Here is a 12,098-nt window from a genome sequence, read left to right on the forward strand (position 1 = left end):
GCCGTCGCCGAGTTCGCCGAGCGCTACCCCGCGCGCAGCCGCTGCCCGGCCGACGACCAGCTGGACGCCCTGCGCTCCGGCACCCGACGCACTCCCCCGGAGGAGGCCGCCCCATGACCCACGTCCGACCCCACGGGGGCCCCGAGGCAGGCAGCACGGACCGCACCGGCGCCGTCAGCGCCCCCGACGCCACCAGCGCCGAGGCGCTGCGCGAGAGCATCGCCGCCGAACTGCTGGCCGCCCGCGCCCGGACCGCCGCACTGACCGACTGCGTCGACGACGGCGACCTCACCGCCCAGCACTCCCCGCTGATGTCCCCGCTGGTCTGGGACCTCGCGCACATCGGCAACCAGGAGGAGCTCTGGCTGCTGCGCAACGTCGGCGGCCGTGACCCGATGCACCCCGAGATCGACCCGCTCTACGACGCCTTCCAGCACCCGCGCGCCGAGCGCCCCAGCCTGCCGCTGCTGCCGCCCGCCGAGGCTCGCGCGTACGCCCACGAGGTGCGCGGCCGGGTTCTGGACCTGCTCGCCGCCAGCCCGCTGGAGGGCGCGCCGCTGCTGGAGGCCGGGTTCGCCTTCGGGATGATCGCCCAGCACGAGCAGCAGCACGACGAGACGATGCTGATCACCCACCAACTCCGCAGGGGCGAGCCGGCCCTGGCGGCTCCCGCGCCGCCGCCCGTACCCGCGGACGCGACCACGCTTCCCTCCGAAGTCCTCATCCCCGCAGGACCGTTCACCATGGGAACGGACACCGAGCCGTGGGCGCTGGACAACGAGCGCCCGGCGCACGCCGTCGACCTGCCGGCCTTCCTGCTGGACACCACCCCGGTCACCAACGCCGCCTACCAGCGCTTCATCGCGGACGGCGGCTACGACGACCCGCGCTGGTGGACGCCGGAAGGCTGGGAGCACCGGCGGAATGCCGGCCTGACCGCCCCGCTGTTCTGGCGCCATGAGGACGGCCAGTGGCTCCGCCGACGCTTCGGCACGGTGGAACCGGTCGTTCCGGACGAACCGGTGCTGCACGTCAGCTGGTACGAGGCCGACGCGTACGCCCGGTGGGCCGGACGGCGGCTGCCGACCGAGGCCGAGTGGGAGAAGGCGGCCCGGCACGACCCGGCCACCGACCGCTCCCGCCGCTATCCGTGGGGCGACGGTCCGCCCGGCCCCGAGCACGCCAACCTCGGCCAGCGCCACCTGCGCCCGGCCGGGGCCGGGAGCTACCCGAAGGGCCAGTCACCGTACGGTGTCCGCCAGTTGATCGGCGACGTGTGGGAGTGGACGGCCAGCGACTTCCGCCCCTACCCGGGCTTCCGGGCCTGGCCGTACCAGGAGTACTCGGAGGTGTTCTTCGGCCCCGAGTACAAGGTGCTGCGCGGCGGCTGCTTCGCGGTGGCACCGGTGGCCTGCCGGGGCACCTTCCGCAACTGGGACTACCCGATCCGGCGGCAGATCTTCGCCGGGTTCCGCACCGCGCGCGACGCGGAGACGGCCTGATGTGCCGTCACATCGCGTACATCGGCGAGCCGGTGGCGCCCCAGGAGCTACTGGTGCACCCGCCGTGCGGGCTGCACCGACAGTCCTGGGCGCCCCGGGTCCAGCAGTACGGCACGGTCAACGCGGACGGTTTCGGCCTCGGCTGGTACGCGGACGGGGACGAGGTGCCCGCCCGTTACCGCCGGACCGGGCCGATCTGGGCGGACGAGACCTTCGCCGACCTCGCCCGGGTGGTCCGCACCCGGGCGCTGCTGGCCGCCGTCCGCTCCGCCACCGAGGGCTGTGCACCGGGCGAGGGAGCGGCCGCGCCGTTCGCCTCCGAGCGCTGGCTGTTCAGCCACAACGGCGCGGTGGCCGGCTGGCCCGGCAAGTTGGACGCGCTGGCCGCCCTGCTCCCCCCGGCCGAGTTGCTGGACCTGGAGGCGCGCACCGACTCGGCACTGCTGTGGGCGCTCACCCTGCACCGGCTGCGGGCCGGCGCCGGGCTGGGCGAGGCACTGGCGGGCACCGTCGCGGACGTCACCGAGCACACCACCGGGCGGCTCAACCTGCTGCTCACCGACGGTGTCACGATCGCCGCGACCACCTGGGGCGACACCCTGTACCACCGCACCCTGCCAGGCCTCGGCACGGTGGTGGCCTCCGAGCCGTACGACGACGCGCCGGGCTGGAAGCCCGTCCCGGACGGTTCGCTGCTACTGGTGGACTCACGCGGCGTCACCGTGCACCGCCTCCCCGGCCGTGACTGACCCCCACCCTCCCTTCATCTTCTGAACAGAGGAACCACCCTGTCATGGACACCTTTGATCTCACCCGACTGCTGCCCGCCGACCACTTCAGCACCGCGCTGCGCCACGACGTGCAGCACGGGCTGACCGCGCAGCCCAAGTGGCTGCCGCCGAAGTGGTTCTACGACGCACGCGGCAGCGAACTGTTCGAGGAGATCACCCGACTGCCCGAGTACTACCCGACCCGTGCGGAGCGGGCCATCCTGACCGACCGGGCCGGCGAGATCGCCGCCGCCACGGGGGCCCGCACCCTGGTCGAGCTGGGCTCCGGTTCCTCCGAGAAGACCCGGCTGCTGCTGGACGCCCTGCGCGCGCTCGGCACCCTGGAGGCGTACGTCCCGGTGGACGTCAGCGAGAGCGCGCTGACCGCGGCCGGCGTCGCGCTCGCCGCCGAGTACCCCGGGCTCACGGTGCGCGGCGTGCTCGCCGACTTCACCGCCAGGCTCGGCCTGCCCCCGGAGGGCGGCCCACGGCTGGTCGCCTTCCTCGGCGGCACCCTCGGCAACCTGCTGCCCCCGGAGCGCGCGGCCTTCCTGCGCGGCCTGCGCGCCGCCCTCGACCCCGGCGACTTCCTGCTGCTCGGCACCGACCTGGTCAAGGACCCCGCGGTTCTGGTCGCCGCCTACGACGACGGTGCCGGGGTGACCTCCGAGTTCAACCGGAACGTGCTGAACGTGCTCAACCGCGAACTGGGCGCCGACTTCGACCCGGACGCGTTCGAGCACGTCGCGCTCTGGGACGCCGAGCAGGAGTGGATCGAGATGCGACTGCGCTCGCTGCGCACGCAGACCGTGAAGATCCCGGCCCTGGACCTGCCGGTGCACTTCACCCGGGGCGAGGAACTGCGCACCGAGGTGTCGGCCAAGTTCCGCCGGGAGCGGGTGGCCGGGGAGCTGTCGGCTGCCGGGCTGCGACTGAGCCACTGGTGGACCGACCCGGAAGGCCGGTTCGGACTCTCGCTCGCCTCGCCGGCCTGACCGACACACCCCCGGGCGGCCCAATTTGCTTGTTCACCTTACGAATTCTCAGAGCGAAACTTGAGGGTCATGGTGTACAAGACTTAAACGAATAGGGGTTACGATCTCGGCTACCGAGCTCAGCGTTGAGTACCAGGAGTCAGATCGTGAGCGTCACCCAGAAGCCCTCCGGGGCGGTCGAGGCCCCCGCGCCCGGCCGCCTCGGCTTCGTCGTCTTCATCACCGCGGCAGCGGCCCTCGGCGGCTTCCTGTTCGGCTACGACAGCTCCGTGATCAACGGCGCCGTCTCCGGGATCCAGGAGAAGTTCGGCGTCGGAAGCGGCGTGACCGGCCTGATCGTGTCCTCCGCCCTGCTGGGCTCGGCGATCGGCGCAGCGTTTGCCGGGCGGTTCGCCGACCGGTACGGCCGCATCAAGGTCATGAAGGCGGGCGCCCTGCTGTTCGCGGTCAGCGCGGTCGGCTCGATGCTGCCGTTCTCCGCCTGGGACCTCGCGCTGTGGCGCGTCCTCGGCGGCGCGGCCATCGGCATCGCCTCGGTGATCGCCCCGACCTACATCGCCGAGGTCGCGCCGACCAAGTACCGGGGCCGGCTGGCCTCCTTCCAGCAGGCCGCGATCGTGCTCGGCATCGCGATATCCCAGCTGATCAACTGGCTGCTGGCGCAGGCCGCCGGCGGCGAGACCCGCGGCCACCTGCTCGGCCTGGAGGCCTGGCAGTGGATGCTCGGCATCTGCGTCGTCCCGGCCGCGGTCTACTTCGTGCTCTCCTCGGTCATCCCCGAGTCCCCGCGCTACCTGATCCAGGCCGAGCGCCTGGACGACGCCCGCAAGGTGCTCGCCGAGGTCGAGGGCGAGGGCGTGGACGCCGACGCCCGGATCGCCGAGATCCGGACGCTGATCGCCTCCGACCACCGCCCGCGCTTCCGTGACCTGCTCGGCGGCCGGTTCGGCCTGCTCCCGATCGTCTGGGTCGGCATCGGCCTGTCGGTCTTCCAGCAGCTGGTCGGCATCAACGTGATCTTCTACTACTCGTCGATCCTGTGGCAGTCGGTCGGCATCGACCAGAGCAACTCGCTGCTCATCAGCTTCGTCGGCTCCGTGATCAACATCCTCGGCACCGTGGTCGCGATCGTGCTGGTCGACCGCATCGGCCGCAAGCCGCTCGCCCTGATCGGCTCGGCCGGCATGGCGGTCGCGCTCGGCACCGCCGGCTGGGCCTTCTCCTCGGCCACCGGCAGCGGGGACAACCTCACCCTCCCCGACCTCCAGGGCACCGTCGCCCTGGTCGCCGCCAACGCCTTCGTGCTGTTCTTCGCGATGTCCTGGGGCGTGGTCGTCTGGGTGATGCTCGGCGAGATGTTCCCGAACCGGATCCGCGCCGCCGCCCTCTCCGTCGCCGCCTCCGCGCAGTGGATCGCGAACTGGGCGATCACCGTCTCGTTCCCGTCCATGTCGCGCTGGAACCTGTCGGCGACCTACCTGGTCTACGCCGCCTTCGCGGCGCTGTCCATCCTCTTCGTGGCGAAGTTCATGAAGGAGACCAAGGGCGTCCGACTGGAGGACATGGGCTGATCCGCCCGTCGTACTCCCGGCCCCCGCACCCCGTCGCGATCAGCACGGAGGCGCGGGGGCCGAATCGTTTCTGCGGGGCCGGCGAGCTTACGGAGCGCACGCCGTTCCGGCGGGGTTCGGGCTGTTGGGCCTCGCCTCAGGAGCGCCGCGCAACACCCTCAGGAACGCCGGGCATCGCCTCAGGAACGCTCGGCGAGCCGGGCGTAGCGCAGGGCGAGCCCATCGAGCAGCGCCTCCAGCCCGGTCTCGAAAGCGCCCTCGTCCACCGCCCCCCGGTGCCCGGCCAGCCGGTGCGCCTCGCCGAGGTGCGGGTAGTCGGCCGCGTCGTAGACCTCGGCGTCCGCCGGGAAACCGGCCGCGAAGGAGGCGAGCGCCGAGCCGGTGACGAAGTAGCGCATCAGTGCGCCGATCCTGGTCGCCTGGCCGCGCGGCCACCCGGACTCGACCAGGTGGCCGAAGACGGCGTCGGCCAGCCGCAGCGCGTTCGGCCGCCGCCCGGGGCCCTGGGCGAGCACCGGGACGATGTTGGGGTGGGCGGCCAGCGCGGCGCGATAGGAGCGGGCCCAGTCGCGCAGCGCCTCCGGCCAGGGCGTCCCGGCGGCCTTGAACATCGACAGGTCGACTTCGCCGATGACGCTGTCCACCACCGCGTCCAGCAGGTCGTCCTTGGTGGCGAAGTGGTTGTAGAGCGAGGGCCCGCTGACCGACAGCTCGGTGGCGAGTCGGCGGGTGGAGAGGGCGTCCAGCCCCTCGTCGTCGATCAGCCGCAGCGCGGCGGCGACGATGCGCTCGCGGCTGAGCAGCGGGGTGCGTGGACGGGCCATCGCGGTGGGTTCCTCCGGTTCCTCCGGTCGGGTGTGCTGGGGACCGATTCTGGCAGGTGCCCCTTCCCAGCGCGGGCCGGGCGGGGCTACAGTCCCTCCATAAAACTTGCAGCGCTAGTTTAATGGGTCGGCCCAGACGCCGGACCATGGACGCCGGATTCGGGAGCCGCCGTGAACCTGGAGTTGTCCGAGGAACAGAGCGCCGTCCGGGACCTCGCCGTCTCCTTCACCGACCGCGAGATCGTGCCGTACGCCGCCGAGTGGGACCGCGCCGAGTCCGTCGACCTCGCGATCATCGGCAAGCTGGCGAAGGTCGGCTTCCTCGGGCTGACCATCCCGGAGGAGTACGGCGGCAGCGGCGGCGACCACCTCGCGTACTGCCTCGTCCTGGAGGAGCTCGGGCGCGGCGACTCGGCCGTGCGCGGGATCGTCTCGGTCTCGCTCGGCCTGGTCGGCAAGTCGGTCAACGCCTTCGGCACCGAGGAGCAGAAGCGGCACTGGCTGCCCCGGCTCACCTCGGGCGAGGCGCTCGGCTGCTTCGCGCTCACCGAGCCGGGCACCGGATCGGACGCCGCCAACCTCACCACCCGGGCCGTCCGGGACGGCGACAACTGGCTGATCAGCGGCGCCAAGACGTTCATCACCAACGGCACCTGGGCCGACGTCGCCCTGGTCTTCGCCCGCACCGGCGGCGACGGACCCGACCAGCAGGGCCACCGGGGCATCACCGCGTTCCTGGTCCCCACCGACCTGCCCGGCTTCACCCGCACCGGGATCGACGGCAAGCTCGGCCTCCGCGGCCAGGCCACCGCCGGACTCTCCTTCGAGAACGTCCGGGTGCCCGACAGCGCCCGGCTCGGCGAGGTCGGCAAGGGGTTCACGGTGGCCATGGCCGCCCTGGCCAAGGGCCGGATGTCGGTGGCGGCCGGTTGCGTCGGCATCGCCCGGGCCTGCCTGGAGGCCGCCGTCCGCTACGCCGGCGAGCGCGAGCAGTTCGGCAAGCCGATCGCCTCGCACCAGCTCGTCCAGGAGCTGCTGGCCGGCATCGCCGTGGACGTCGAGGCGGCCCGGCTGCTCACCTGGAAGGTCGCCGACCACATCGAGCGCGGCCTGCCGTTCGCCACCGAGTCCTCCATCGCCAAGCTGTACGCCAGTGAGGCCGCCGTCCGGGCCGCCAACAACGCGCTCCAGGTCTTCGGCGGCTACGGGTTCATCGACGAGTACCCGGTCGGCAAGTACCTGCGCGACGCGCGGGTGATGACCCTCTACGAGGGCACCAGCCAGATCCACCAGCTGCTCATCGGACGCGCCCTCACCGGCGTCAACGCCTTCTGACCCCGCCACCAGCACCCCTGCCACCCGCACTCCCGCCACCAGCACTCCCGCCACCAGCACTCCCGCCATCCGACAAGGAGCCCGACGACGTGCGTCCCGTCTACTTCGCCGCCGCCCGCCGCACACCCATCGGCCGGCTGCGCGGCGCGCTCGCCACGGTCCGCCCGGACGACCTCTCGGCCACCGTGCTGCGTGCCCTGCTCGCCGACGTGCCTTCGCTCGACCCGGCCCGGATCGACGACGTCTACTGGGGCGCCGCCAACCAGGCCGGCGAGGACAACCGCAACGCCGCCCGGATGGCCGTCCTGCTGGCCGGCCTGCCGGAGACCGTCCCCGGAGCCACCGTCAACCGGCTCTGCGCCTCGGGCCTGGAGGCCGTCACCCTCGCCGCCCGGGCCATCGGCTCCGGCGAGGCGGACGTGGTGCTGGCCGGCGGCTGCGAGTCGATGACCCGCGCCCCCTTCGTCCTCCCCCGCCCCGACGAGGCGCTGCCGCACCGGATGGAGACCTTCGACACCCGGCTCGGCTGGCGGCTCACCAACCCGCGGATGGCCGAACTGCACGGCGTGCTCAGCATGGGCGAGACGGCCGAGGAGGTGGCCACCCGGTACGCCATCGGCCGGGAACGCCAGGACGCCTTCGCTCTGCGCAGCCACCAACGGGCCGGCGCCGCCCGCAAGGACGGGCACTTCGACGCCGAACTCGTCCCGGTAGAGCGGCCGGACGGGGTGACGGTGAGCCGGGACGAGGGCATCCGCGAGGACACCAGCCTGGCGAAGCTCGCCGGCCTCAAGCCGGTGTTCCGGCCCGGGGGCACGGTCACCGCCGGGAACGCCTCGCCGATGAACGACGGCGCGGCCGGGCTGGTCCTGGTCAGTGAGGAGGCGCTGCGCGACCTCGGGCTCCGGCCGCTCGGCCGGTACGTGGCCGGCGCCTCGGCCGGGGTGCACCCGGACGTCATGGGCATCGGCCCGGTCCCGGCCACGGCGAAGGTGCTCGCACGGGCCGGCTGGTCGCTCGCCGACCTGGACACCGCCGAGCTCAACGAGGCCTTCGCGGCCCAGGCACTCGCCTCCGCCGACGGCATCGGGTTCAGCCCGGAGCAGGCCGAGGAGGTGGTCAACCCCAGTGGCGGGGCGATCGCGCTCGGCCACCCCCTGGGCGGCTCCGGTGCCCGCATCCTCACCACCCTGCTGCACCGGATGCGCCGCACCGGCGCCCGGCGCGGGCTGGCCACCATGTGTGTGGGTGTGGGGCAGGGTACGGCCGTGCTGGTCGAGAACGTCTGACAAACCGGCGGCGGCGGGTGGCAGATGACGGAGGACGGCGAACGGATGACAGGTAACAGATGTTGAAAGCTGTCATCTGTTATCTGTTATCCGTCGAATGTCGGCCGTCGCCTGCCGCTCGTCGCCTGTTGATCCAAACTTCCAAGGAGTTCACATGACACGGTTCGCTGGGAAGGTCGCCGTGGTGACCGGCGCGGCGCAGGGCATCGGGGCGGCCACCGCCCGTCGACTGGCGGAGGAGGGCGCGGCGGTCGCCGTCGTCGACCTCACCGCCGAGCGGGCGGCCGGAACGGTCACCGAGATCACCGCCAAGGGTGGCACCGCCCGGGCGTACGGCTGCGACGTGGCCGACTACGACGCCGTGGAGGCGGTGTTCGCGCAGGTCGCGGCGGACCTCGGCGGGGTGCACATCCTGGTCAACAACGCCGGGATCACCCGGGACAACCTGTTCTTCAAGATGCCGAAGTCCGACTGGGACGCGGTGCTGACGGTCAACCTGACCAGCGCGTACAACTGCAGCCACGTCGCACAGAAGTACATGGTGGCGCAGAAGTACGGGAAGATCGTCTCGCTCAGCTCGCGCTCCGCGCTCGGCAACCGGGGCCAGGCCAACTACGCGGCCGCCAAGGCCGGCATCCAGGGCCTCACCGCGACCCTGGCGATCGAGCTCGGGCCGTTCAACATCAACGTCAACGCCGTCGCGCCCGGGTACATCGCCACCGCGATGACCGCGGCCACCGCCGAACGGGTCGGCAGCAGCGCCGAGGACCACCAGACCGAGGTCGCCGCCCGGACGCCGCTGCGCCGGGTCGGGCAGCCGGAGGAGATCGCCTCGGTCGTCGCCTTCCTGGCCAGCGAGGAGGCCTCGTACGTCAGCGGGCAGACGCTGTACGTCAACGGAGGGGCGCGTTAGCGCCGTCCTGACGTGTCGTCACCGAATCGTCCCAGGAGGGAGGTTACTTTCCCCTGGGACGACCTTTACCTTTTCGCGTGGCCGAGCATGACCATGACCTCGACCACGCGACCCCACCAATTGACTATGGCATGATCATGCGGCTCTCGATGGGATGGCCGGACCGACCCGACCGAGCCACGTCGGGCCCTGCGCCCCAAGGAGCCCCATGGGCAGCCCCGCCACCCTCCGCCGTGCCCTGGCCCTGCTCGCCGTGGGGGCCACCGCCCTCACGGCCGGCACCGTCGCCGTACCGACCTCCGGCACCGCGATCGCCGCCCCCGCGCACGACCTCGCGGGCGTCCACGTCCGCCCCGCCTCCTTCGGCCATCACAACGCCCAGGGTCGCGTCGCCCCGCTGACCACCACCCAGTGCGTCAGCCAGATCGGCATCCACTGCTACTCGCCGCTCCAGTACCGGACCGCCTACAACCTGAACCCGCTGTACCAGGAGGGCATCACGGGCAAGGGCCGCACGATCGTCATCGTCGACTCCTTCGGCTCGCCGACCATCCAGCACGACCTGGAGGTCTTCGACAAGCAGTGGGGCATCCCGGACACCAACGTCGAGGTGGTCAAGTGGGGCAACGTCCCCGTCTTCGACCCGAAGAACCCCGACCACACCGGCTGGGCCGGCGAGACCACCCTGGACGTCGAGTACGCCCACGCGATCGCCCCCGACGCGCACATCGTCCTGGTCGAGACCGGCGTCGCCGAGACCGAGGGCACCACCGGCCTGCCGGAGATGATGGACGCCGAGAAGAGCCTCATCAAGCAGGGCCGGGCCGACGTCATCTCGCAGAGCTTCGGCGCCACCGAGAACACCTTCCCGGGCTACGACAAGGGCGACTTCAAGTCGCTCACCGACCTGCGGTACGCCTTCCAGGCCGCCGCCGACCACAACGTGACCGTGCTCGCCGCCTCCGGCGACAACGGCGCCACCGACGCCAAGGAGAACGGCACCGACCTGTACCCGTACAAGGTCAACTCCTGGCCGTCGTCGGACCCGCTGGTCACCTCCATCGGCGGCACCCAGCTCACCCTGGACGACTCCGGCAAGCGCACCGCGCCCGACAAGGTGTGGCACGACAAGTCCGGCGCCGGCGGCGGAGGCGTCTCGGGCGTCTTCGAGCGCCCGTGGTACCAGGCCGGCGTCGCCGACGTCACCGGCAACCACCGCGGCACCCCGGACATCAGCATGAGCGCGGCCGTGGACGGCGCCGCCTGGACCTACGAGTCCTACGACCCGACCTCGGTCGGCTGGCACCTCACCGGCGGCACCAGCGAGGCCACCCCGCTGTTCTCGGGCGTCGTCGCGCTCGCCGACCAGCTCGCCGGCCACCGCCTCGGCCAGCTCAACTGGCGCCTGTACGGCCTGAACCTGCTGCCGGGCAAGTGGAGCGGCATCGTGGACGTGAAGCAGGGCGACAACGGCTGGGACGGCGTCACCGGCTACAACGCCACCGAGGGCTACGACCTCGCCAGCGGTCTGGGCACCATCGACGGCGCGACGTTCGTGCACGCGATCGCCGGTCGGTGAGTGGGCGGGTCGCCGGACAACGAGTGACAGGTAACAAATGACAGCGAACAGCTGACAGATTTCGAAATCTGTCAGCTGTTCGCTGTTTTCTGTTACGTGTCTGCTGTGATCCGTCCGCCGTCTGCTGTTCCCCGCCGGCCTTCGGCCATCTGCCGTCAGCCGGTGGCGGCCAGCTGGGCGAGGTAGCGCTCGGCGGCGCGGAGCTTGCGGCCGTCGGGGCCCGGGAGGTAGGCGCGCAGTTCGATGATCTCCGGGGCGATCCGGATGGCCTCCGCACGATCGGTGATCGCTCGCCAGCAGGCCTCGGCGTTGGTGGCCGCCCGCTGGGTCTCCGGGTGGTCCGGGCCCTGCGAACGCAGCAGCGTCAGCGCCACCTCGCGGTAGATGTCCGCGGCCTCGGCCGACCGGCCCGCGAGCCGGCAGACGTGCGCCCGGACCTGCCGGACCTGCAACACCGGCTCGGAGACGGCACCGTGCTCGGCGATCGCCTCCAGTTCGAGGGCGAAGGCCAGGTCGGTGGCGACGGCGTGGTCCCCCGCGTCGGCGCTACGGACGATCCGCCCGATGACCTCGCGATAGTCCGCACGGGGCTGACCGGCCGCAGTGGCCTCGCCGGCCGGGACTTCGTCAGAGGTGCCGGCCGGAGTACCGGCCGGGGCGTCGTCAGGGGCGGGCGGCGCGTCGGCGGGGACCTCGTCGGCCGTTCCTCCGCCCTGCGGCACGGCGTCGGCCGGCACCTCGTCAGCAGGTGCCGCATCGGCCGGAACGACGTCGGGGGGAACGACGTCGGCGGGCGCCCCGCCGGTCCGCACCTCGTCAGCCGACACCTCCTCGACCGACACCTCCCCGACGGGGGGCTGCTCGGCGGGCGCCTCGTCCGTCGGCACGGGCTCCACCGGGACGGCGTCCCTGGGCTCCTCCACGACCTCGGAGGCCTCGGCCTCGGGCCCCTCCACGACCTCAAGCCCCTCCACGGCCTCGGACGCCTCCTCGGCGACCTCCCCGGTCGCGTCCTCCCCCGCCTCCTCGGCCACCGGCTCCACCGGCTCCACCGGCTCCCCGACCGCCTCCACCTCAGCCTCGGCGGCCACCACGGCCTCCTCCTCCTGAGGGAGTTCGGGCTCGGTGACGGCATCGTCCGCCGGTTCCGGCCCGGACTTGAGGAGCGTGACGCCCGCCGGGGGCGCGCTGTCCTCGGGCACGGCGTCGGCCGGGGTCGGCTTGCGCAGGGTCACGCCCGGCGCCTCAGCGACCTCGCCCGCCTTCAGCAGGCTGACCGGGCGGGCCGGCCGCGGCGGGGTGGGCGGCACGCCCGGCTTG

At 72.4% G+C, this 12,098-nt stretch carries 9 protein-coding genes and 1 pseudogene; 8 read left to right on the forward strand and 2 right to left on the reverse strand.

The genetic code is table 11. The features are described from left to right. The first annotated feature begins 113 nt into the window (after nucleotides 1–113). The 4 genes from egtB (at nucleotide 114) to KS423_RS24665 (ending at nucleotide 4,838) form a co-directional block, all read left to right on the forward strand. Nucleotides 114–1,502, forward strand: a complete 1,389-nt coding sequence (gene egtB, locus KS423_RS24650) for an ergothioneine biosynthesis protein EgtB (protein ID WP_224281916.1) — start codon at nucleotides 114–116, stop codon at nucleotides 1,500–1,502. Further along, entirely contained in the window at nucleotides 1,502–2,251 is a 750-nt protein-coding gene (egtC, locus tag KS423_RS24655) for an ergothioneine biosynthesis protein EgtC (RefSeq protein WP_224281918.1), read from the forward strand. The genes egtB and egtC overlap by 1 nt, the downstream gene beginning before the upstream one ends. A gap of 44 nt (nucleotides 2,252–2,295) precedes the next feature. Continuing rightward, the gene (egtD, locus tag KS423_RS24660) at nucleotides 2,296–3,267 is read left to right on the forward strand and encodes an L-histidine N(alpha)-methyltransferase (RefSeq protein ID WP_224281920.1); all 972 of its coding nucleotides are present in this window, start codon (nucleotides 2,296–2,298) and stop codon (nucleotides 3,265–3,267) included. Nucleotides 3,268–3,410: 143 nt separating this feature from the next. After that, the gene (locus KS423_RS24665; protein WP_374120021.1) at nucleotides 3,411–4,838 is read left to right on the forward strand and encodes a sugar porter family MFS transporter; all 1,428 of its coding nucleotides are present in this window, start codon (nucleotides 3,411–3,413) and stop codon (nucleotides 4,836–4,838) included. A gap of 179 nt (nucleotides 4,839–5,017) precedes the next feature. On the opposite strand, the gene KS423_RS24670 is transcribed toward KS423_RS24665, so the two are convergent. Continuing rightward, a complete protein-coding gene (locus KS423_RS24670; RefSeq protein ID WP_224281922.1) occupies nucleotides 5,018–5,662 on the reverse strand; it encodes a TetR/AcrR family transcriptional regulator C-terminal domain-containing protein in 645 nt (214 codons plus the stop codon). Between the two features lie 171 nt (nucleotides 5,663–5,833). Between KS423_RS24670 and KS423_RS24675 the strand changes: the two genes are divergently transcribed. The 4 genes from KS423_RS24675 to KS423_RS24690 all read left to right on the forward strand — a co-directional run bounded on the left by KS423_RS24675 (nucleotide 5,834) and on the right by KS423_RS24690 (nucleotide 10,778). Then, the gene (locus KS423_RS24675; RefSeq protein ID WP_224281923.1) at nucleotides 5,834–6,997 is read left to right on the forward strand and encodes an acyl-CoA dehydrogenase family protein; all 1,164 of its coding nucleotides are present in this window, start codon (nucleotides 5,834–5,836) and stop codon (nucleotides 6,995–6,997) included. Nucleotides 6,998–7,086: 89 nt separating this feature from the next. Next, entirely contained in the window at nucleotides 7,087–8,286 is a 1,200-nt protein-coding gene (locus KS423_RS24680) for an acetyl-CoA C-acyltransferase (protein WP_224281924.1), read from the forward strand. 154 nt (nucleotides 8,287–8,440) lie between these two features. Then, nucleotides 8,441–9,199, forward strand: a complete 759-nt coding sequence (gene fabG, locus KS423_RS24685) for a 3-oxoacyl-ACP reductase FabG (RefSeq protein WP_224281925.1) — start codon at nucleotides 8,441–8,443, stop codon at nucleotides 9,197–9,199. A gap of 208 nt (nucleotides 9,200–9,407) precedes the next feature. Continuing rightward, nucleotides 9,408–10,778 (forward strand): S8 family serine peptidase, encoded by a 1,371-nt coding sequence (locus KS423_RS24690; RefSeq protein WP_224281926.1) that lies wholly within the window; start codon nucleotides 9,408–9,410, stop codon nucleotides 10,776–10,778. A gap of 155 nt (nucleotides 10,779–10,933) precedes the next feature. Here the strand turns inward: KS423_RS24690 and KS423_RS24695 are convergent. Further along, nucleotides 10,934–12,098: pseudogene (locus tag KS423_RS24695) on the reverse strand (hypothetical protein); the annotation flags it as partial.

Origin of the sequence: Streptomyces sp. LS1784 (assembly GCF_020103755.1) — a bacterium.
Taxonomy (GTDB): Bacteria; Actinomycetota; Actinomycetes; order Streptomycetales; family Streptomycetaceae; genus Kitasatospora.

Bases quoted from the DNA above. Each gene is read 5' to 3' on its own strand.
- egtB (WP_224281916.1), top strand. From the start codon at position 114: ATGACCCACGTCCGACCCCACGGGGGCCCCGAGGCAGGCAGCACGGAC.
- egtC (WP_224281918.1), top strand. From the start codon at position 1,502: ATGTGCCGTCACATCGCGTACATCGGCGAGCCGGTGGCGCCCCAGGAG.
- egtD (WP_224281920.1), top strand. From the start codon at position 2,296: ATGGACACCTTTGATCTCACCCGACTGCTGCCCGCCGACCACTTCAGC.
- KS423_RS24670 (WP_224281922.1), bottom strand. From the start codon at position 5,662: ATGGCCCGTCCACGCACCCCGCTGCTCAGCCGCGAGCGCATCGTCGCC.
- fabG (WP_224281925.1), top strand. From the start codon at position 8,441: ATGACACGGTTCGCTGGGAAGGTCGCCGTGGTGACCGGCGCGGCGCAG.
- KS423_RS24690 (WP_224281926.1), top strand. From the start codon at position 9,408: ATGGGCAGCCCCGCCACCCTCCGCCGTGCCCTGGCCCTGCTCGCCGTG.